This window comes from Thalassospira sp. Z349TD_5 (assembly GCF_056173045.1).
In genome coordinates this window covers 3,441,869-3,463,475 of sequence record NZ_CM149654.1, presented here as the reverse complement: position 1 = coordinate 3,463,475, position 21,607 = coordinate 3,441,869, and the positions used below count along the sequence as shown (strand labels likewise).

Below are 21,607 nucleotides of genomic sequence, written 5' to 3'. Positions count from 1 at the left end.
GGATGGAAGTTGTTCCAGAAATATTGGTCAAATCTTGCTTTGTCGCGAAAATTCGCACTGGGCAGTGTCGTGATGATGACGTGCCTTACGGTCATTGCTGGTGTAAGTGTAACGTTATTTGTTCACAACCAGATTTTGCGGGAAGTAGAGCAAGAGTTAGATCGAGAAGCTCATGCGGGCGCCCGTCGCATGGCTTTGTATCTGGAGACGGTTCACTACAACCTAAAAAACCTTGCAACGTCCAGTCTGGTTCTTAATGGGATTGTGAACCCTTATGAAAAGAGCAAGCATCTGGTTCCCTTTTTGCAAGGGTTTCGGGCTTCGGATAGCCTGTATACAGATGTTGGTCTTTTTGATTTGAATGGTCATGTTCTTGCGCAATCCAATATTGACCCACAATCGAGCATCTCTGGCGAACCAGGTTTTGCAGATGCAATTGCCGGTGACGTTCGTGCTGTCTATGATGAAGCTGCGGATAATTGGAAATCGTACATAGCGATAAGCTATCCGGTGTTTGATGATAGAACCCAAAGCATCGAAGGTGTTTTGCGGGGACGTATCCATCTTGGCAATTTATCAGATGTTTTGGCGCCAAACGAGGAAACGCCATTCTTTTTCAAATTGTCTAATGCAACAGGAAAAACAATTGGTGAGTGGTCGTGGCCGACGGATATGGGGCTCCTGACCCGAAGTTCCATTGTTGAATTAAAATCGCCATTAAACCAACTCGTGTTGACGTTCGATGTTGGACGTGTCGAGACAGAGGCTCTTGCTCCGGTTCAAAGACTGGTTGCAAATATTGTGGGGTTTGCGGTTACTTTCATTTTGATTACCGCATTGTTGGCTGTTTTTGTCGGACGAAAACTCAGTAGTCCTTTGCGGATGCTTGAAAGAACCGCGTCGCGGATTGCTACCGAAGGATATTTCGATGTTGAGTTGCCCGATTTGGGTAATGATGAAGTAGGACGCCTTTCAAGTAGTTTTCGTGAAATGCTGGGACATATTAATGTTTCCTATAGCGTGCTTGAAGCCCGTGTAACGTCGCGAACAAGAGAACTTGAAGAAGCCCGTTTGCGTTTGCGAGATAGTGCGAACCAGCTTCAGTCCATTCTTGATAATGTGGTTGATACGATTATCACTGTGGATGTCTACGGCAGAATACAATCCTGCAATAATGCTGGTCGGGAATTGTTTAAGTGCCCCGTGGCACGGCTGGTTGGCAAGAACATTGTCGACTTTATCGATATTCGTGACCTTGAAGTATTTCTAATTCCGACATCGGATCGTTTCAATCATGATCAGCAGCAAATCATGAAAGAAGCCGTTCTTTATCCTGTCTATGGTGCGGATGTACCGATTGAGTACGCCATCGGCGAGTATATGGAAATTGAAGATAAACGGCTTATGACTTTGCTGATCAGAAACATCACGAAACGCAAAGAGGTGGAAAAGCTCAAAGAAGAGTTTATTTCTTCGGTTAGCCATGAATTGAGAACACCTTTGACCTCAATCACGGGGGCTTTATCCCTTGCGAAGCGCGATGCCGTTGTGCCTCAGTCGGATCGGCTTCAAAAACTTCTTGATGTGGCTTTGGATAACTCCAAAAGGCTCGGAGATTTGGTGAATGATATTCTCGATCTTGAGAAACTTGAGAATGGAAAAATCAGCTTCACTCTTGAAGACCTTGATCTTGGAGAACTTGTCCAAAGATCAATCGATGCATTTACTCCTTATGTGCGAAAGCATGGCAAGAAAGTTAGGATTATTCCGTCAACGCAGTTCTTTGAGGTTCTTGGAGATGAGGGACGCTTAATGCAGGTGATGAATAACCTGTTGTCTAATGCTGCGAAATATAGCGGTGACAATACGACAATCGATGTCATCGTTGCAGCAGTCGGAAGCGACGTCAGGGTGTCTGTGATTGATCAGGGGCCGGGAATTCCACCGTCTTTACGTGCACACATGTTTAGCCGGTTTTGGCAGGCAGATGGTTCAAATACAAAGAAAGCAAACGGGACAGGTTTGGGGCTGGCGATCACCAAATCTTTGATGGAAGGCAACGGAGGGCGGATTGGTTACCGTTCTCGTGCAGGTGTCGGATCAGTTTTTTATATTGATTTGCCACTTAAGAAAACGGCTGTTCTCAAGAAGGAAGCTGAAAAAGGAGTGGTTGCTGTTGGTCCGAGTAATAACGGAATGATACAGCCCATACTAAAAGGCAAATCAGCAAACTTTGAGCACATCGAACTTATCGAAATATCTCGCCGGGCACAGGCCGTACTTTATCTTGAAAGCGGTGCCTTTGTCAGAAAGGTTCAAACTGTTCCCGCTGAGGAAGATCAGGAAAGTTTGGCTACTCGGGTGGAAGAGATATTGATAAATATAAGTAATGGGTCGTTGAAATACGACCTTCACTGGTTGAGTACGAGCAATGAACGAAAATAAGGAATTAAACAAAATTTTTGTCGTTGAAGATGATGTAGATATACAGTTCATCATTGAAATGGCTTTGGTAGAGTTTGGCGGGTTCGAGGTTGTTATTTGCCCGGATGGCAAAGCCCTGTTCAATGAATTGGAAAACAGCCAGCCTGATCTGATTCTTCTAGATGTGATGCTTCCCGATGATGATGGGCCTACAATTATTACAAAATTAAAGGCGGATCGGGCCTACGTAGATATACCGGTTATTTTTGCAACTGCCAGAGTTCGTGGCAAAGATGTGCAGTCTTACATGGATTTGGGGGCGATTGGCGTATTATCAAAACCATATGAAATCGAAGAATTATGCGACCAAATACGGGATATGTTCTATCGGTCGTGAACGATGGCTGCGTGATATTGAAATTTATTGTCGGCAGATGAGAAGGCTATTCCTTATCGTTTCAGTCCAGTAGTTGGCGGACGAGAAATTCGAGCATTTCCTTTGAGGCCGATCACATAGAGCCATTTTGCTATTGAATCCTTGCCGAGAAGATTTTCTGCCAGTTCCGGTCAAGGGAAGAGATGAAAATGCGGACTTTAGCGGACAGGTTATGGCGCTTCCGATAAGCCTTACAAATATCTGCATCCATATGGGTGTATTGAGGGAGAATAAGTCGAAGCCGATCTTTTTTAAGATGTCGGGCAATATGCTATTCCGAACGCATCATGATGCCATGACCGTTTAGAACCTAGAGCGTTTCACCACTTATCAGAATCGATAGGGGATTCCCAAAGTAGCTGAGTTGTGATTCAAGATGGATGCTGGGTGAGGAGGCCAGCATCCATGACCCGACCTTATTCGAATGATCTTCGTGACCGTGTTGTCGCGGCAGTTCAGGCAGGAGAGAGCTGCCGGGTGGTCGCCGCTCGTTTTGAAGTCGCAGTTTCATCTGTGGTGAAATGGCATCAACGTTATCGCTCTACAGGGAGTGTTGCGCCGGGAAAAATGGGAGGTCATCGCAAACGTGTGCTGGTTGAACATCGAGATTTCATCCATGAGCAGATCAAGCAAACACCTCATCTGACACTCCATGGTATGAAGGATCTTCTTGCGGACCGGGGCGTGATTGTCTCACATCAGGCGGTGTGGCGCTTTCTCAGGGATGAGGGGTTACGCTTCAAAAAAAAACTCTGTTCGCTCTTGAGCAGGCTCGGGCGGGCGTTGCCCGCCAGCGCCGACGCTGGAAATCCTGGCAAGGCAGGATTGATCCCGAGCGACTGGTGTTCATTGATGAAACCTGGATCAAAACCAATATGGCTCCGATCCGGGGCTGGGGCATGAAAGGGTAGCGACTTGTTGGCTATGCACCACATGGGCATTGGCGCACGATGACCTTCATTGCCGCCTTGCGCCATGACCAGCTGACAGCCCCATGCGTCTTTGACGGTCCGATCAATGGGACCAGCTTCCTTGCTTACGTAAAACAGCAACTGGTTCGGGTTCTGCGTTCCGGTGATATCGTTATCATGGACAATCTCGGTAGCCACAAATCCCGAGCCGTGCGTGACGCCATCAAGTCAGTCAACGCCCGTGCGTGGTTCCTCCCGCCCTATAGTCCAGACCTTAACCCGATTGAACAGGCGTTCTCAAAGGTCAAGCACTGGATGCGAACCGCTCAAAAACGAAACCTTGAAGAAACATGGCGTCACGTTGGCCATATTGCAGGTACATTCTCGCCGGACGAATGCGCACGTTATTTCACAAATGCCGGATATCGTTCCGTTAAAACGTGAAGGAGTCTAGGGCAATGCGTCAGTATTTGAACTCACATTAATGGTTTTGTTTGACATGGGAATGCGAAAGAATAAAGAGGTAATCTTTTCTGGAAATTCCGCAGTTTTTTGTCAGCTTAAGTGTCAATTCGTGTCAATTTATCTGGCAACGGGAAAGGCTAGGTCTCTGATTTCTTTGCATGTCAAATGTCAGCTTTTGTGGAACATCACAAATGGGATTTGCGCGTGAAAGGGCAAACTCTGATTTGGCACGGTTGTCATAATTCGGGGTTGTGGCGCAGCTGATTGTTTGGAAGGTTAGCGCTCAAGCATAAAGACTGCGTTAGTAGTGTTCTTGAGTGCGGCAATTGAAGGTGTCGTGTGAGTCAGGATCGTTAAAAAATAGAATCCAGACTTCTGGCGGTGCCCCATATTTGGAACAGTAATAAAGCAGAAGAAAACTGAGCATTGGAAACGCGAAAGCCCCCTGCCTTAAGAAACAGGGGGCTTATCAATGTTTTTGAGATGGCTAGGTTAGTCTTTTTTCAAGGCTGAGAAGAACGGAGTTGGCGTCAGGATCTTATTGACCTGGCTGACCAGATAGCCGGCTTCTGCCGATTTCTTGAGGTATTCCTGCCAGGCTGGATCATTTTTCAGATTAGCGCGTTTTGCTGCGCGATCTGCGGCACTTTCGTATTGCCAGATATGAACGTAAGAATTGACATCACCGGTTTCGGTTGCTCCATAAACGGCTGGATCGCCGAGATGTTTCTTTTGAATCTGCCAACCTTCTGCTTCGTAAAGCTTGAGATGTTTGCCAATCGTGCCCGGGCGGCAGGTATAGGTACGGTGGTCATAAATCATGACGGAATTCCTTGTTTTTCGTGGAGATCAGATGTCGTCAATAACGTCAACCTCGGCAGCATGCCGGGGTGAATGTCTGAAAAGATCGGAGATGGCGTAGATCAGCATGATCGCCGCGCTGATCGGAATGGAGACGTAGAGAATGGCAACCGGCATGCCAATGATGGGCGTGAGTGCCGAGCTTTTCTGCGTGAGGGTGATGCCTTCAACCAGCAAAAAACCAAGAAAGAAAATGTCAATCAACGAGATGAGGATCGTGTGCAAGCGGCGCTTGGCCCATGGCAAGGTGTAATACAGCCAGTCGATCCGGAAATGCTGGTTTTCACGCCACAATTCGGCAGCTCCAAAGAAAACCATCCAGGCAAAACACAGCTCGATGATTTCATCGTACCAGCCCAGTGAAAACCAGCCGGTGACGCGCGAAACCACATTGCCACCCAGAATGAACATGAGAACAACCAGGCATGCGATTGCTATGGTGCGTAAGATCACGCCAATTGTCAGATCAATACGGGAGAGCGTTTTGATCATCTGGATCCTCCCATCACCAATTCAGGCAACCAGGTCGAAATCTGCGGGATGAAGATAACCAACAGGAGAACGGCAATGATGCCCAGAAGGTAAGGCCAAAGTTCACGTACAAGCGGTGCGACGGGCACTTTGGTAACGCTTGAAATGGCAAACAGAACCATGCCAACCGGAGGGGTTAGCAATCCAATCATCGAGCACATGATCATGATTACCCCGAACTGCACAGGGTTGAACGCCGAGTGTGGACATGATCGGCATAAATATTGGAACCGTAATGACAATGACGGCAATCCCTTCAAGGAACATACCAAGCACCAGCAAAATGGTCACAATCAGTGACATGATGATGATCGGGTTTTCCGAAATCGAAAGAAGTGCGTTAATGACGCTGTTTGGGACACGCTGGTGAATCAGAAGCCAGCCAAAGAAGCCCGCCGCGGCAATAACAAACAAAACACGAATGGTGTGAAGCAGTGTGTCCCACAGAATTGCGGGCAATGCTTTCAGGTCGATTTCGCGATAGACAACCAATCCAAGAAAAGCTGCATAGAAACTGGCGGTAACGCCCGCTTCTGTCGGGGTGAAAACGCCACTGAGAATTCCGGCAATAATGATAAATGGTGTTCCAAGAGGCAGAAGTGCCCCTTTGAAGGAATCCCAAACTTCGCGATAACTTGCGCGCATTTCACGTGGGAATTTGCGAATGACCGCAACGACATAAACCGCGACCATAAGGGCGGCAGCCATCAAAAGCCCGGGAACAACCCCGGCAAGAAACAGTTTAACAACCGATACGCCGGTCAGGCTGGCAAAGATAACAAATGGAATACTAGGTGGGAAAACAGGTCCGATGGTCGAGGATGCTGCGGTAATGGCAGCAGCAAACCGTTCGTCATACCCACGATCTTTCATGGCCTTGAATTCGACTTGGCCAAGGCCGGCAGCATCTGCAACAGCCGCACCGGACATGCCCGAGAAAATCAAGCTGGCCAGAACGTTTACCTGCCCCAGTCCACCCCGAATATGTCCGACAAGTGCCGCAGCAAACCGGAAAATACGTTCGGTAACACCACCGGTATTCATCAGATTTCCAGCCAAGATGAAGAACGGTATGGCAAGAAGGGTAAAGGATGTGGTTGCCGAATACATGCGTTGCGGCAACATGGTCAGAATTGCGGGTTCACCCAGCGCAAGATAGGTGCCGACTGCAGTAACACCCAGTGCGATGGCAATCGGCACACCAAGTATAATCAGCCCCACGAGTGCAAGTAGCACAATGAGTGCAAGCATGGTCTCAGACTTTCAGAAAATTCGGCGATGATGGGGAGGATGCAAAGCATCCTCCCTGACAATGTTCTGTCCGTACCTGATGGGATCAGGACGACCAGTTATTTCCCAATAAAGCCGAGAAATGTTTTCATGTTTTCTTCGCCGGAATATTCGCTGACGCGATCATATGCTGGACCCATTTTTTCTTTGAACTTTTCAAGGTCAGGCTCGGTGATCTGAACGCCGCTTTCCTTGATTTTTGCAAGTTCTTCGGCTTCTTGTTTTTGAACAAGCTCACGCATCAAGTTACCCGCAGATACACTTTCTTCCCGGATAATGGCTTGCTCATCAGCAGAAAAAGAGTCCCACTTCGCCTTGTTGATCACGTGAACCATCGAATTATAAACGTGACGTGTCAGGGCGAGGTTTTTCTGCAATTCGTACATTTTATAATGATAGATAACACCGATCGGATTTTCCTGACCGTCAACAACACCGGCAGTCAGCGCACCTGGGAGTTCTGGGAAGGCAATCTGGGTTGTCTGGGCACCAGCAGCTTCAAGAGCAGCCACGATTTGCAATTCTGGTGGCGTACGCAATTTCAAGCCTGCCAGATCTTCCGGCGTGTTGATCGGGCGTACCGAGTTGGTCACGTTCCGGAAGCCATATTCCCAGTTTGACAGCATGACCAAGCCTTTTTCTTCAAGCTTGGGGGCAGCCCATTCCATGAAGGGGCCGTCAAGGACTTCATGGGCGTGGTCGTAGCTGCGGAACGCGAACGGTGTCATTACCGTACCGAAGGCTTTTTCGTATTTGTCCAGACCGCCTTGGGTCGGCAGGTTCATATCAATGATCCCAAGAACAGTTTGTTCAAGCTGCTCAGGCGGTGCACCCAATTCGTTCGCTGGATAAAGTTCAACGATGATTTCACCGTTGCTGCGTGTTTCAACATTCTCCTTGAATTGCTTTGCAGCAATATGACCAGGATGTGTTTCAGCGGCGAAATGGGATAAACGTAATACGGTTTCTGCCTGTGCAGACGACATGGCAGAGACAGAAAGAAGCGTTGCGGCAACCGACAAGGCGGCTGTTTTGAGTTTCAAGTTTTTCAAGATGTTTCCTCCGTTGGGATATGAATGCGCTTTCTGCGCTTTTTGCTTTTGGGGGGAATGGTTAGCCCCCATGAGAAACCGTTGCGTCATTTCTCTTTCGGGAAAGAAGCCTCTACCCCTGAAAGTTGTTCATAGGCCTTAATGACTGCGGTGCAGCCTTCCTGACCAAAGCCCATAATTGATGCGAGTGAATAGGTTTGATGAACCGATGAGGCGAGGAAGCCGGGAAGGCCCGCTTTTTCAAGCCAGCGAACGTAATAACCGACATCCTTTTCAGCCCACTCAAGTGCCATATGCGGGGTAAAGTCACGTTCGAGCGTTTTGCGACCATAAAGGTCCATCATGCCGCTTTTGCCGCCTGCCGCCGAGATGATGTCGATGACTTTGGTCATGTCCAGACCTTCTTTGGCGGCCAGAGCAAACCCCTCGCAGAAGGTGGCGACATTGGCGAAGGCAATGAAGTTATGGATGAGTTTCAAGCGGATTGCATGACCGCTTGGCCCGACATGGAAAATGTTCTCTGCATAGGTATCAAATAACGGACGCAAGTCTTCGAGAAGAACGGTGTCCCCCCCATACAGCACATTTACACAGCCCTGTTCAGCATGGATGGGGGTGCGTGTCATCGGGGCTTCGCAATAGCGGATACCGGCCTTTTCAGAGGCTTTGCTCATCAGGTCGACGTGATCAGGACTGGTTGTGGTGTGATCAAGCAGAATCTGACCGGGTTTCATGTCTTGCAGACAACCGGTTTCACTGTCGATTGTCAGTTTCTGAACATCCTCGGCCCTGCCAATGCAGAACGCCAGAACATCACAGTTGCGCGCCATGTCACGTACCGATGAGGCGACAGTAGCCCCACGGCTTTTGGCAAGCTTTACCTTTTCAGGGTCGAGATCAAGCACATGTACCGAGATCCCTTTTTGCAGCATGTTTTTGACAAGCCCGCTACCCATTCCACCAAGTCCGACAAAGCCGACTACTTTTTCAAACGCCACGTTTTCCTCCATTTTGCGATCTGCACCGCGATACGGCAGTGCCTAGATAGCTTTCATTAAAAATCCACATAGCATGTCTTCTTGTTGTCTGACAACCTGTTTTTATGTTGACAAAATAATCATTGCCCATGCATAAGGCTCACATATAAGGATCAGAACATGCTGATTGATACTTCACGGATAAAGGGCATTTTTAGGTGGACTCTTTCACGCGACTAAGCCGACGTCCCAGTTTGACTGATGATGTCTCGCAGAAACTTTCCCGCATGATTTTGGACGGGCAACTTGCCGCGGGCGAGCAGCTTCCGACAGAACAAAGTCTGGCTGAAAGTTTTGGTGTGGCGCGTACAGTTGTTAGAGAGGCCGTTTCTCGCCTGAAGCATGACGGTTTGGTTGATTCCCGTCAGGGGGTTGGTGCCTTTGTTGCCGAGGCAAGTGCTCGAAGTGCGTTTCGGATCAGTCCGGCTTGTTTTGAAAAGCGCCAAAAACTGTTGGAAATCCTGCAGTTGCGGACCGGTATATCGTCCGAAGCAGCTGGCTTGGCAGCCAATCATCGCACTGACATGGATCTGGAATTCATGGATGGCGCATATCGTGAGATGGAAAGCTCTTTGTTCGTGGCCGATGAAGGTGCTGAAACACATGTTCTTGCAGAACGCAGCTTTTATCAGCGCATCGCGGAAGCATCCGGCAATCAGTATATCTCAGAGTTTCTTTCGATGCTTGATACACGCATTGATATGGAATTGCGTTCAGTTGCGGTCAAAAATGCCCGTGTAACGGAATGGAGCGCGGAAGTTCTGGCCGAGCATAAAGCGGTTCTTGATGCCATTCGTGCACAGGATGAAAATGCTGCGTCACAGGCCGTGCGATATCATTATTCGCTTGCGGCTAAACGGTTGGCGGACCGTGCGGACTTGGCCGATACATAGGGTGTAAGGAGCTTTTTGCTCCTGCGCAAAATTTCAAATCATAAAAACTATTTGGAGGCACCGATGCATCGCACGGGCGGTCAACTGATCACTGATGTCTTGGTTCAGCAAGGTGTAGATAGAATTTTCGGCGTGCCAGGAGAAAGCTTTCTGGCTGTTCTTGATGCGCTAGTCGATACCGCGCAGATTGAATTCATTGCGACCAAACATGAAGGTGCTGCATCATTCATGGCGGATGCCGACGGTAAACTGACCGGACGCCCCGGCATTGTTTTGGTTACGCGTGGTCCGGGGGCGTCGAATGCCTATGCTGGTGTGCATGTTGCCTATCAGGATTCGACACCGCTGATTATGATGGTTGGTTTGATCGGGCGTGCAGACGAAGAACGCGAAGCCTTTCAGGAATTTGATCTTAAGGCAATTTTTGGCACACAAACCAAATGGACGGCCGTGATCAATGATGCTGCCCGTATTCCAGAACTTTTGACCCGCGCGTTTCAGGTGGCTGTCTCCGGACGACCGGGGCCAGTCGTAATCGGGTTGCCAGAAGATATGCTGCGTGACGTGGTCGAAGCAAAAAAACTGCCGGCGCGTATTTGCCCGGTTCAGGGATCTCCTGCTGCGGAACAAGTTTCACAAATCGCAACTGTCCTGTCGAATGCCAAAACGCCATTGGTGATTGTCGGTGGGGAAACATGGGATGAGCAATCCTGTGATGATATGGCCAAGTTTGCGTCTTCGTGGAATCTTCCTGTTGCGTGTAGTTTCCGTAGTCAGGACCGGCTTTCTGCCTTACATGCATCCTATGTTGGCGATGCGGGGCTTGGGATAAATCCGGCCTTGGCAAAACGCATCCGTGACGCCGATGTTTTGTTGGTTCTGGGTGCGCGGTTGGGGGATTGCATGACATCTGGCTATACATTGCTTGATGTGCCGGTTGCGCAACAAAAAGTGCTGCATGTTCACCCTGATGCCAATGAAATCGGTCGCGTCTATGCGCCGGAACTTGGGGTTTGTAGTGGTATGAAGCAGGCCCTAAAGGCCTTGGTAGAGCTTGATTCTCCCCAAGGGACAAAAATTTGGACTGAGTGGTCGCAAGCTGCACGTGATGATTACCTGAAATGGTCAACGCCTAATCAGACGTCACATGGGCCGGTTAATCTGGCTGCGGTGATGGAGTACCTGAATGAAAATCTGCCAGAGGACGCTATTCTGACAAACGGTGCGGGGAACTATACCGTTTGGGTGCACCGTTTTTATAAACACCGTCGTTATAGAACACAGGTTGCACCGACCTCAGGTACGATGGGATATGGGTTGCCTGCTGCGATTGCCGCAAGCCTGCGTCATCCTGATCGCTTAAGTATATGTTTTGCGGGCGACGGTTGTTTCCAAATGACGTTGCAGGAACTTGCAACGGCACAGCAGTTTGGTGCGCGGGTTATTGTGATCCTAGTGAATAACGGAATGTATGGCACGATCCGTATGCATCAGGAAAAAACCTATCCGGGGCGTGTCAGTGGAACGGATATCGTTAACCCTGATTTCGGAAAGCTGGCCGAGGCTTACGGGATTTTCACATTAAAAGTGGAAAAAACCGATCAGTTCTCAGCAGCGTTTGACGCGGTTGTGGCATCTGGTAAATCAGGTATCATCGAAGTGATTACGGACCCTGAAGACTTAACTCCGCGCTTCTCCTTGTCCGAGCTTCGTGCAAGTGCGAAATAATAGGATATTTTCGCCTGCTCGCTACAGAGTGAAATTTATCTGACCGTTTTATACAAACAGGGAAACTTCATGTCCTATACACTAACCGGCAAACATCTGATCGCGGGCAACTGGGTCGCAGGCGATGCGACGTTCCAGTCCGAACCGGCCCATGGTCCGGCCAATACATTCCCGGTTGGCACCCCGGCATTGGTCGATCAGGCCGCCAAGGCCGCCGAAGACGCATTTTGGTCCTTTGCTTATTCCACCCGCGAAGACCGCGCAGCATTGCTGAATAAGATTGCTGATGAGATCGCCGCACGCGGTGATGAAATTACCGAAATTGGCACGCAGGAGTCCGGGCTACCCGAAGCCCGCCTGAACGGCGAACGGGGCCGCACGGTTGGGCAGCTTCGTCTGTTTGCGAGCCATATTCTTGATGGTGCGTATCTTGATCGTCGCCATGACGAAGCATTGCCGGATCGCGCGCCCTTGCCGCGCCCGGACCTGCGTTTGATGCAGCGTCCGATCGGTCCGGTGGCTGTGTTTGGTGCATCGAACTTCCCGCTGGCATTCTCTGTTGCTGGTGGCGATACGGCGTCGGCCCTGGCAGCGGGCTGTCCGGTCGTGGTCAAGGGGCATTCGGCCCATCCAGGCACGGGTGAAATTGTCGCTCAGGCGATTGATGCCGCGATCAAGGCATGTGGCGTCCATCCCGGTGTGTTCAGCCTTATTCAAGGTGGTAAACGCGATGTCGGGCAAAGTCTGGTGCAGCATCCGCTGATCAAGGCGGTTGGCTTTACCGGATCGCTTGGCGGCGGCCGTGCGTTGTTTGATCTGTGTGCAAGTCGCCCAGAACCAATCCCGTTCTTTGGTGAGCTTGGATCGGTCAATCCGATGTTTATGATGCCGGTCGCCATGAAAGAACGCGGCGAGGCGCTTGGCAAAGGCTGGGCTGGATCATTGACCATGGGGGCCGGGCAGTTCTGTACCAATCCGGGGATCGCAGTTGTGATTGACGGGCCGGATGCCTATTCTTTTGTGAATGCGGCCAAGGCTGGTCTTGCCGAGGTTTCGGCTCAGACCATGCTGACCGATGGCATGGCAGATGCCTATCGTGCTGGCGCAAAACGGATTGCTTCGACCAGTGGTGTCAAAGACGTTTTGACCACGTCGTGTGATCTGCGCAATGCAACGCCGTATCTGTTTGAAACCACCGGTGAAAACTGGCTTTCAAATCGTGAATTGGGCGAAGAAGTCTTTGGCCCGCTTGGTCTTGTCGTCCGGGTTAAGAACATGGAAGAAATGCTTACCATTGCCAAGGCGCTTGAGGGACAGTTGACTTGCACGCTGCATCTTGATGGCGGTGATGCAGGGGATGCCCGGTCGTTGATGCCGATTTTGGAACGTAAAGCTGGTCGTGTTCTGGCCAACGGGTTCCCGACCGGTGTGGAAGTTTCCGACACCATGGTGCACGGCGGGCCGTATCCGGCATCGACCAACTTTGGTGCGACGTCGGTTGGTACCATGGCCATTCGTCGGTTCCTGCGTCCGGTTTGCTATCAGAACATCCCGGCGGATGTTTTGCCTGCTGATCTTGTCTGAAGTTTTCTCGATACGAAACGGCGGCGATAAAAGTAATGTCGCGGTTTGCTCCTAAATCGGGAGTCTCGAAATGGGTTGCCTCAAATTTGAGGCAACCCATTTCGTTGATTTCATGGGATTCCGTGCGATGGGAATTTCGGGTTTTATTAGTGGTTTTAGAGATTTGATGGCGAATCGCGGTGGTAAGATAACTTCCGAAAGCGTGTTGCGCTTTTTTCCAGATGTTCGAGCATTCCACGACGAGCGCGTTCAGCATCCCGTTCTGAGATGGCATCGACAATTTCCCGATGTTCACTGAGCAGGATGTCGATTTGATCCAGTCGTCGCGCTTCGTTGGCGCCGTATCCAATCTCAAATGCCTGCTTTAAAGCGGCATCAATTATGTAATCGAGAAAATCAACATAGATCGGGTTGTTGGTGGCCTCGGCCACTGCGTGATGGAATGCGTGATCTGGTTGGGCTGAATCAAGTTCTTCTGTCTCTAAAGCCGATTTTAAACGTTCATAGCATTCCTGAATATTTGCTTCCTGTGCGGGTGAGCGACGCTGTGCTGCGAGTGCTGCGGCCTCAGCTTCGACGCCGATGCGCAATTCCAGAACGTTCAGTACAGCTGAAACATTCTTGAGATTACCCAAGTCGAAGCCTGAATGGTCATTCATTGGCCTTCTAGAGGGATCGGCAACGAAAAAGCCAACGCCGTGTTTCGCAATTACCAATCCGTCCGCCTTAAGTGTTGCAAGTGCTTCTCGGATTACCGTGCGGCTGACGTCATGTTGGATGCACAAATCTTTTTCTTTTGGGAGTGGGGAGCCGGGGGAGAGGTTCATATCCCTGATTTGGGTTCTCAATCGTTCTGTTACCGTTTCGGTCAGGGATGTTTTTTTGCGTTTGTGGATCTGCGGGTTGGTCATTTTCGACTCTTGAGATTAAGGGGGCATAAGATCTTGGTGAGGGAATCTTTGCTCGTGCGACCGAGAGATATTATCTCATTGCGGATGAGTATGTAAACAAAATTTGACTAATTTTCCGGATTAATACGAAAGTTCTATGTGTTCAGTAATCTAATAATTATCTTATGAATCAATTTACTAGAATGTTTTTGTCTGGGCGACAGTCTCTAATGTTGTAAATTTTTGTAAATTACAAGTTGCGGCATGCTGATGGTTGAGATAATACCTATGGCGTTGCCGGAGCAGGCAATGAAAAAAAAATCAGGGAGAAACATAATTATGTCTTTACGGAAAAAGTGGTCTTTGAAAGTCCAGGCGTCTTTGATGGCGTTGTTGGTTGCACCGGCATTGATCGCAAGCGCATCAGCCGACGCAAAAGATTGGAGCGGCTGGAACATCCACGTTGTGGATTATCCTGTTTCGCACGGTATGGAAGCGTTTGCAGCCGAAGTGAGTGAAAAGACGGATGGCCGTCTGAGCAGTAAAGTTTTCCATGGCGGTGTTCTGGGATCGCAGCCTGATGCGATCGAGCAAACCCGTCTTGGTATCATCAATTTTGGGGTCTTTAGCCTCGGCCCGATGGGGCAGGCTGTTCCTGAAGCAAACGTTGTTTCCTTGCCGTTCATTTTCAAAGGCGTCGATCAGATGCATCGTTTGATGGATGGTCAAGCAGGTGCTGCCATTGGTAAAGGACTTGAAGCAAAGGGCATCGTCGCGCTTGGCTACTATGATGCTGGTGCGCGCTCTTTCTACAATTCCAAAAAGCCGATCAACTCACCTGATGATGTTGCGGGTCTTAAAGTTCGCGTCATGAACAATGATCTCTTCGTTGGCATGGTTGACTCAATGGGTGGCAACGCAACGCCAATGGCATTTGGTGAAGTTTACACCGCTTTGCAGACTGGCATTGTTGATGGTGCGGAAAACAACCCGCCATCCTATGAATCGACCAACCACTTCGAGGTTGCTGGTTTCTATTCGATGTCCGAGCATCTGATTATCCCGGAATGCCTGTGCATGAGCAAGAAAACCTGGGACAGCCTTTCGGCTGAAGATCAGGCGATTGTTCAGGAAGCTGCAACCAATAGCGTGACCCTTCAGCGCAAGCTGTGGGCGGAACGTGAAGAGGCCAGCATGGCTAAGCTTCGCGATGCAGGTGTCACGATCAACACAATTGATGACAAGTCAAAGTTTCAGGCAGCAATGGAGCCGGTATATGCCCAGTTCCTTGAAGCAAACCCTGAACTGTCCGACCTCGTTCAGTTGATGCGTAACTCCGACTAAGCTTGTCGCGTAATCTTCGTAGAAACGGTTCGCGCAAAACAAACGGCGCGAACCGTTTCCTACATGCCGGAGTAAACAATCTTGCGTTTCCTGGAAAAAGTTCTGACCTGGGTTCAGGTGCTGTTTGACTGGATTAACCGGATCAATCTGTTCCTTTGTTGCAGTGCGCTTGTGGTTCTGATCCTGACCTTTGGTTGGCTTGTGATAGGTCGATATATACTGAATGCGACCCCAACCTGGGTTGAGCAACTTGCGTTGCTTTTAGTGGTCTATATTACCTTTCTGGCGACAGCATCTGGCGTATATGAGGATCGACATCTTGGTATGGCGTTTCTTAGGGATGCGACGCCTTCGATCATTCGCAGGCCGCTTGTGTTTGTGACACATGTCGCGATCGCGACGTTCGGTTTCATAATGATGACGAACAGTGTCGAATTGTTTCAATTCGGTTGGTCAACCAAGCTTCCAATGCTGAACATTCCGGAAAGCTTTCGTACGCTGCCGGTCATTATTTGTGGAGGCATGATGTTCATGTTTGCCAGCGCACAGGCGTTTTGTGAATTGGTGAACGCGCCTCTCAAACTCATAAGAAAAAAGACGGGAGAATAAAATGGGGCTGGCTATTCTTCTGGGAGTTTTCGGGGTTAGTATTGTTATCGGGGTTCCTGTTGCATTTGCAATGGGCCTGGCAGCCGCGGCGACTTTTGCATTTGAAGGTTTCCCGGCACTTCTGACATTCCAGCGTATTGTCTCAGGTGTCTCTGTCTTTTCGTTGCTGGCTATTCCGTTCTTTATCTTTGCGGGCGAGTTGATGCTGCATGGCGGTTTGGCTCTTAGGCTGGTGCGTTTTGCCTCGGCACTTGTCGGGCGAGTGCGCGGCGGACTAGCGACGGTCAACATTTTCTCAAGCATGCTGTTTGGGGGGATTTCAGGATCGGCCGTTGCTGATATTTCAGCTCTCGGCTCGCTGATTATTCCGGCAATGAAAGAAAAAGGTTACAAGGGTGACTATGCAGTAAACGTCACCGTGACATCGTCAATCGCGGGCGTGGTTATTCCACCAAGTCACAACATGATCATTTTTGCTGTCGCTGCGGGCGGCGGGATTTCGATCTCCAAGCTATTTCTTGCTGGGGTCATTCCAGGCATCCTGATGTGTGTGTTCCTTGCAATCGCTGCATATATCCTGGCAGTGAAGGCAAATTACCCTGCTGAACCGTTTCCGGGACTTGCTGTTGTTCTGACCGCTGCTGCGTCAGCATTGCCGGGGTTGTTCACAGCCGTTATCATTGTTGGCGGGGTTCTGTCGGGCGTCTTTACCGTCACAGAATCCGGTGCTTTTGGCGCGATTTATGCCTTTGTCCTGACCGCGCTTGTTTACAGGTCGCTCAGTTGGGAAGCGTTTGTTGAATGTTTGGTTAGTGCTGTTCGTACGACATCTGTCGTTATGATCCTGATCGGTTGTGCCAGTGCATTTGCCTATCTTCTGGCGTTTTATCAGGTGCCGGAACTCCTGACGAATACGCTGCTGGATATCTCTGAAAATCCGATTGTCATCCTGCTTATGCTCAATGTCATTTTGTTGGCACTTGGCATGATCATGGATATGGCTGCGTTAATTCTGATCTGTACGCCGATCTTCCTGCCGATTGCGACATCGATTGGCATGGACCCGATCCAGTTCGGGATCATGATGCTGGTCAATCTCGGTTTGGGGCTTTGCACCCCGCCAGTGGGGACATGTTTGTTTGTTGGCTGTGCTGTCGGGAAAGTTCCGATTGAACAAGCGCTCCGGACCATCTGGCCGTTTTATTTGGCGATGCTTGTCGCACTTCTGCTTGTGACATTCGTGCCCGCAGTCTCGCTATTCCTACCGTCGTTATTGGGATAGCTACCCGATTTGCGAGTGTGCTTGAACGTTGTGCGGTTCGCAGTTGCCGACGCTATGTAATCTGACCATCAGGAGGGTTCCCAATGGAAACCAAAATTCTCAGTGAAGACATTCTGAATGCCTTCCGTACAGCTTCAACTGCAAGTCTGTGTACGCAGCTCTACAAGCGCGGCATTCGCAATAATTTTGTTCAAGGGGTCGCTCCGCTTGGAAAAGGTCATGAACGTATGGTCGGACAGGCCTTTACGTTGCGATACATTCCGGCGCGCGAAGACCTTAACCCGCTTGAAGTGTTCAAGGACCCAAAACACCCGCAACGTCATGCGGTTGAAACCGTCCCAAGTGGGCAGGTTCTTGTGATGGATTGCCGCCGGGATGCCAATGCGGCATCTGCCGGCAGTATTCTGGCAAAGCGCCTTGAAGTTCGTGGGTGTGCCGGGATTGTCACGGATGGCGGTTTGCGGGATGCGGAGAATATCGCGTCGCTTGAAATGCCGGCCTTTTGTGCAAAACCATCAGCTCCCACCAACCTTACTCTTCATCAGGCCATTGATATCAATGTTCCGATCGGTTGCGGCGGGGCTCCTGTGTTCCCGGGTGATCTGGTGGTCGGGGACGGTGATGGTGTGGTCATCGTGCCGCTTGATCTGGTCGGGGAACTTGCCGCTGAGCTGCCGAAGATGGAGGCATTCGAGGCCTATGTCTATGAGCGTGTCAGCAAGGGCGAGAGCATTATCGGCCTGTATCCGCCAAACGAAGAAACTTTGAAAAAGTATCAAGAATCAGTGGGCTGATCGAAGCCTGTACTTACTGGAACCAAAAGACCAAGGACAAGACAATGACGATACGTTTTGACGACAAAGTAGTTCTCGTAACAGGTGCAAGCACAGGTATTGGTGCCGCCGTTGCCAAGGGGTTTGCCAAAAACGGTGCAAAAGTTGCGATTAACTACGGGGCGAGCCATACCGAAGCAAAAGAAGTTCTGGCAGAAATCGTTGGCCAATCCGGCGAAGCAGCACTGTTCCCAGCCGATCTGCGCGACACTGCTGCTGTAAAGAAAATGGTCGAGGATGTGATCGCCAAATTTGGCAGGATTGATGTTTTGGTCTGCAATGCAGGTGGCCTTGTTGACCGTGTCGGATTGGAAGTCATGTCTGACGAGTTCTATGACAGCGTGATGGATCTCAATGTCCGCTCTGTCGTTTCCACCTGCTCGGCAGCAATTCCGCATCTTTCCAAATCCAAAGGCAATGTGATCATCACTGGTTCTATTGCAACAAAAGTTGGTGGTGGTGCCGGTGCAAGTCTTTATGCCGCATCCAAGGCCGCCGCTCAGAACCTGATCAAGACTTATGGCAAAGAATATGCTGGGGAGGGCATTCGCTTCAATTCTGTTTCTCCGGGCACGATTTACACCCTGTTCCATGAAAAACATACCAGCCCGGAAGTGCTCAAAAACATCGCTGCCAGCATTCCGATGAAACGTTTGGGAACACCGGAAGACTGCGTGGGAGCTTATCTGTTCCTCGCATCTGACGAGCTCTCCGGATATATCACGGGTCAGGCTATCGAGGTCAATGGCGGTCAGTTGATGCCTTAACAAGACCCTGACCTTGTAACTTTTGCTGACCGGGAATTGGGGTGCCCGATATCCGGTCAGCGACATGTTTTGACGTGAAAGATATATCAGGAACTGTGCGTGGCTTTGATTGACAAATCAATTCTTCTGATAGGGGAATGCATGATTGAATTGTCGCCGTTACAAGGTGGCGAATTCAAGTCAGGCTTCGCCGGGGATACATTCAATACGGCATGGTATCTTCGCCGTCAGATATCCGATGTGTGGAATATTGGTTATTTCACCGCAGTTGGCGATGATCACTGGTCTGACGAAATGCTGCGCTTCATGGCAGGGGCAGGGGTTGATACCCATCAGGTCGTTACCATTCCGGGGAAATCGCCCGGTCTTTATATTGTACGGTTGGAAAACGGGGAGCGCAGTTTCTCCTATTGGCGCAGTAACTCGGCAGCGCGTGCGATGATGGATGACAAGGGGGGGGCTTGAAAATTCTCTAAAAGGCAAAGGCGTAATTTTCTTTTCGGGCATCACACTTGCGATCCTTGGCGCAGAACAGCGGAATGATTTCATTTCTGCCATTGCTCAATCACGCCGTAAGGGCAGTTTGATCGCATTTGATCCGAATATACGGCCCCATCTTTGGGAGAATGTTGATGTGATGCGCTCCATGATCAGCCAAGCTGGCGAAGTTGCCGATATTGTTCTGCCGTCTTTCGAAGATGAGCATACCCATTTTGGGGATGGATCGCCGGAAGAAACCATCCAGAGATATGCGACAGTCCCGGGAAAAGTGATTGTTGTGAAGAATGGCGGTCATGAAATCATGACGCAAAGTGGCCAGGGAGATGTGTCTTTCTGGACGCCAGCCAAGATGGATAACCCGATTGATACAACCGCGGCCGGTGATGCTTTTAACGCAGGTTTCCTCGCGTCCTATCTTGAAAATGAAGATATTCCGAAAGCCGTTGCGTGTGGTGGTGCGCTTGCGGAAAAAGTCATATCCAGACTGGGGGCGCTGGTTAACTGATTCTATGACTGGTTTGCTCGTCGCAAACCTTGCCAATTTGCAGACCCCACCTGGTGGTCGGCAAATGGGTCTCCCGAGACCCTAACTGGCCCGGCGGGTTCGTCGGGCCATTTTTTTGAGCTGGTGCAAACGTTTGCGTCTGCTCTTGTTTTCAGAATGAGCCAAGAGAGTAGGTATGATTGTTAACTCAGATAGTCCCTCAGAATGGATGACTTCCGGCCCTGGTGCACAGCGCCGCATTCTTTGTGAAAATGAAGAGCTGATGATGGTTGAATTCCGGTTTGAAAAAGACGGGGAAGGTCTTTGGCATAATCATCCTCATACCCAAACAACCTATGTGTCTTCAGGTTCTTTTCAGTTTACTGTCGGCGATGACACAAAAGTATTGAACCCAGGCGATGCCATGTTGATACCGCCACATGCGTTCCACAAATGCATTTGTTTGGAGGCAGGAACATTGCTGGATGCCTTCACACCAAGGCGTGAAGATTTTATGGATGCGCATGGCTGGAACAAGAAGGCCAAAGACACGGAGTAATACCGCAGGCGCGAGCATCTTTCGCGAAGCGGGACTGGGAAGGATGGCGGCCTTAGCTGAGAAGGTCGTCGCTTTTTCGTTCGCTTTCAAAAACGCGAATACGGGCTTTTTCCAGATGTGTTCGCATGGCAATCCGCGCACCTTCCTTGTCGCGTTGTTTTAGAGCATCCACAATCGCGTAATGCTCTGCTTGTACGGTTTCAAGGCGGGCTTTGGGTTTGGTCAGTGAAAGGCTACGGGTCAAATTCATCCCGGTAAGTATGTTGGTCTTGATAGAGGATCGGGCCTTGACGAAATAGGTGTTGCCAGATGCAAGGCAAATGGCCTCGTGAAGCTCTTCGTCAAGATCAGTCCCCAATTCACCATTTTGGGCGCAAATGTCGAGTGCCTTGATCAGTGAGGTGATATGTTGAATGTCGCGTTCGTTTCTGCGTTCAGCAGCAAGAAAGGCTGCTTCGCTTTCAATAGCGGCACGGAACTCAAATGATTTCTGGATATCTGCGAGTGAACCGGCTGGGGCAAAATCCATGGCGGCACTTTCGGGCTTGCGCGTGACGTAAGATCCAGAACCGCGTCGTGAAACGATAACGCCATCTTCGCGCAATTGCTTAAGAGCTTGTCGCAGAACTGGGCGTGATACTTCCATTCTTTCACTCAAAACATGTTCGGTGGGTAGTTTTGAGCCGACCAACAGTTCTTTGTTGATGATCATCGTCAGGATGCGTTCATAAACAATGTTTGAAAGGGTACCGGTTTGAACATGTTGATCGGATTGAAACGGTTTCACGGGGCAACGGTCCTAACGGGTAGTGATTTAAGATGTGTATTGATTTTCGTGACGTACAAAGTCTCAGCGGATAGATTTTTATCTCGGAAGTGGATTAAAGAGAGTTGTCAATTATAGCAGATACTTAATGCTATCTAATAGTATTTCTCTTTTTAAGGTAGACTTTGCCAAAGAATGCAAATGCGAGATTCGTAGCCAGATGGTATTTACTCAGGATAGCCCCGATTAAAGTGCGCTCCGGAGTGTCGCAGTCAATTTGTATGGCGGATTCCGTCAGCCGCAAATTTGATGGACTTGATAGTGAAAACGTGTGCCAGAACACAAATGTCACCTTTTGTG

21 protein-coding genes and 1 pseudogene are annotated in these 21,607 nt (G+C 49.7%); 14 read left to right on the top strand and 8 right to left on the bottom strand.

Annotation, left to right across the window (positions count from 1 at the left end):
* Window positions 1-9 precede the first annotated feature (9 nt).
* The 3 genes and pseudogenes from AC0VXT_RS16015 (at window position 10) to AC0VXT_RS16005 (ending at window position 4,215) form a co-directional block, all read left to right on the top strand.
* Entirely contained in the window at window positions 10-2,445 is a 2,436-nt protein-coding gene (locus AC0VXT_RS16015) for an ATP-binding protein (RefSeq protein WP_475546212.1), read from the top strand.
* Window positions 2,432-2,821 carry a response regulator gene (locus AC0VXT_RS16010; RefSeq protein ID WP_475546211.1) on the top strand — a complete coding sequence of 130 codons (390 nt, stop codon included), beginning with the start codon at window positions 2,432-2,434 and terminating at the stop codon, window positions 2,819-2,821. Before AC0VXT_RS16015 ends, AC0VXT_RS16010 begins: the two co-directional genes overlap by 14 nt.
* A 444-nt stretch (window positions 2,822-3,265) precedes the next feature.
* Window positions 3,266-4,215 (top strand): annotated as a pseudogene (locus AC0VXT_RS16005) (IS630 family transposase).
* 513 nt (window positions 4,216-4,728) lie between these two features.
* Here AC0VXT_RS16005 and AC0VXT_RS16000 read toward each other — a convergent pair.
* From AC0VXT_RS16000 to AC0VXT_RS15975, 6 genes are all read right to left on the bottom strand, one after another.
* Entirely contained in the window at window positions 4,729-5,058 is a 330-nt protein-coding gene (locus AC0VXT_RS16000) for an NIPSNAP family protein (protein WP_475546210.1), read from the bottom strand.
* A gap of 27 nt (window positions 5,059-5,085) precedes the next feature.
* Window positions 5,086-5,589 (bottom strand): TRAP transporter small permease, encoded by a 504-nt coding sequence (locus AC0VXT_RS15995; RefSeq protein ID WP_475546209.1) that lies wholly within the window; start codon window positions 5,587-5,589, stop codon window positions 5,086-5,088.
* A complete protein-coding gene (locus AC0VXT_RS15990; protein ID WP_475546208.1) occupies window positions 5,586-5,780 on the bottom strand; it encodes a TRAP transporter large permease subunit in 195 nt (64 codons plus the stop codon). The genes AC0VXT_RS15995 and AC0VXT_RS15990 overlap by 4 nt, the downstream gene beginning before the upstream one ends.
* Window positions 5,692-6,879 carry a TRAP transporter large permease gene (locus tag AC0VXT_RS15985; RefSeq protein WP_475546207.1) on the bottom strand — a complete coding sequence of 396 codons (1,188 nt, stop codon included), beginning with the start codon at window positions 6,877-6,879 and terminating at the stop codon, window positions 5,692-5,694. The genes AC0VXT_RS15990 and AC0VXT_RS15985 overlap by 89 nt, the downstream gene beginning before the upstream one ends.
* Window positions 6,880-6,977: 98 nt before the next feature.
* A complete protein-coding gene (locus AC0VXT_RS15980) occupies window positions 6,978-7,970 on the bottom strand; it encodes a TRAP transporter substrate-binding protein (protein ID WP_475546206.1) in 993 nt (330 codons plus the stop codon).
* Window positions 7,971-8,056: 86 nt separating this feature from the next.
* Entirely contained in the window at window positions 8,057-8,968 is a 912-nt protein-coding gene (locus tag AC0VXT_RS15975) for an NAD(P)-dependent oxidoreductase (RefSeq protein ID WP_475546205.1), read from the bottom strand.
* A 233-nt stretch (window positions 8,969-9,201) separates the two neighbouring features.
* Between AC0VXT_RS15975 and AC0VXT_RS15970 the strand changes: the two genes are divergently transcribed.
* From AC0VXT_RS15970 to AC0VXT_RS15960, 3 genes are all read left to right on the top strand, one after another.
* The gene (locus tag AC0VXT_RS15970) at window positions 9,202-9,900 is read left to right on the top strand and encodes a FadR/GntR family transcriptional regulator (RefSeq protein WP_475546204.1); all 699 of its coding nucleotides are present in this window, start codon (window positions 9,202-9,204) and stop codon (window positions 9,898-9,900) included.
* Window positions 9,901-9,963: 63 nt separating this feature from the next.
* Complete coding sequence (locus AC0VXT_RS15965; RefSeq protein WP_475546203.1) at window positions 9,964-11,628, top strand: thiamine pyrophosphate-binding protein; 1,665 nt, start codon at window positions 9,964-9,966, stop codon at window positions 11,626-11,628.
* Window positions 11,629-11,697: 69 nt separating this feature from the next.
* Entirely contained in the window at window positions 11,698-13,212 is a 1,515-nt protein-coding gene (locus AC0VXT_RS15960) for an aldehyde dehydrogenase (NADP(+)) (RefSeq protein ID WP_475546202.1), read from the top strand.
* A gap of 155 nt (window positions 13,213-13,367) precedes the next feature.
* On the opposite strand, the gene AC0VXT_RS15955 is transcribed toward AC0VXT_RS15960, so the two are convergent.
* Window positions 13,368-14,123, bottom strand: a complete 756-nt coding sequence (locus tag AC0VXT_RS15955; protein WP_475546201.1) for a FadR/GntR family transcriptional regulator — start codon at window positions 14,121-14,123, stop codon at window positions 13,368-13,370.
* Between the two features lie 243 nt (window positions 14,124-14,366).
* On the opposite strand from AC0VXT_RS15955, the gene AC0VXT_RS15950 reads away from it, so the two are divergent.
* The 8 genes from AC0VXT_RS15950 to AC0VXT_RS15915 all read left to right on the top strand — a co-directional run bounded on the left by AC0VXT_RS15950 (window position 14,367) and on the right by AC0VXT_RS15915 (window position 20,481).
* Window positions 14,367-15,446: a TRAP transporter substrate-binding protein gene (locus AC0VXT_RS15950; protein WP_475546200.1), complete on the top strand. Its 1,080-nt coding sequence runs from the start codon at window positions 14,367-14,369 to the stop codon at window positions 15,444-15,446.
* Between the two features lie 81 nt (window positions 15,447-15,527).
* Entirely contained in the window at window positions 15,528-16,055 is a 528-nt protein-coding gene (locus AC0VXT_RS15945; protein WP_475546199.1) for a TRAP transporter small permease, read from the top strand.
* A 1-nt stretch (window position 16,056) separates the two neighbouring features.
* Window positions 16,057-17,337 carry a TRAP transporter large permease gene (locus AC0VXT_RS15940; RefSeq protein WP_475546198.1) on the top strand — a complete coding sequence of 427 codons (1,281 nt, stop codon included), beginning with the start codon at window positions 16,057-16,059 and terminating at the stop codon, window positions 17,335-17,337.
* Window positions 17,338-17,420: 83 nt separating this feature from the next.
* On the top strand, window positions 17,421-18,131 hold the full coding sequence (locus tag AC0VXT_RS15935; protein WP_475546197.1) for a ribonuclease activity regulator RraA: 711 nt from the start codon (window positions 17,421-17,423) through the stop codon (window positions 18,129-18,131).
* 44 nt (window positions 18,132-18,175) lie between these two features.
* Window positions 18,176-18,937: an SDR family NAD(P)-dependent oxidoreductase gene (locus AC0VXT_RS15930; protein ID WP_475546196.1), complete on the top strand. Its 762-nt coding sequence runs from the start codon at window positions 18,176-18,178 to the stop codon at window positions 18,935-18,937.
* A gap of 141 nt (window positions 18,938-19,078) precedes the next feature.
* Window positions 19,079-19,402, top strand: a complete 324-nt coding sequence (locus AC0VXT_RS15925) for a PfkB family carbohydrate kinase (protein WP_475546195.1) — start codon at window positions 19,079-19,081, stop codon at window positions 19,400-19,402.
* Window positions 19,383-19,943, top strand: a complete 561-nt coding sequence (locus AC0VXT_RS15920) for a PfkB family carbohydrate kinase (RefSeq protein WP_475546194.1) — start codon at window positions 19,383-19,385, stop codon at window positions 19,941-19,943. The genes AC0VXT_RS15925 and AC0VXT_RS15920 overlap by 20 nt, the downstream gene beginning before the upstream one ends.
* Window positions 19,944-20,118: 175 nt before the next feature.
* The gene (locus AC0VXT_RS15915; RefSeq protein ID WP_475546193.1) at window positions 20,119-20,481 is read left to right on the top strand and encodes a cupin domain-containing protein; all 363 of its coding nucleotides are present in this window, start codon (window positions 20,119-20,121) and stop codon (window positions 20,479-20,481) included.
* Between the two features lie 52 nt (window positions 20,482-20,533).
* On the opposite strand, the gene AC0VXT_RS15910 is transcribed toward AC0VXT_RS15915, so the two are convergent.
* Window positions 20,534-21,268 carry a FadR/GntR family transcriptional regulator gene (locus AC0VXT_RS15910; protein WP_475546192.1) on the bottom strand — a complete coding sequence of 245 codons (735 nt, stop codon included), beginning with the start codon at window positions 21,266-21,268 and terminating at the stop codon, window positions 20,534-20,536.
* Window positions 21,269-21,607: the final 339 nt, after the last annotated feature.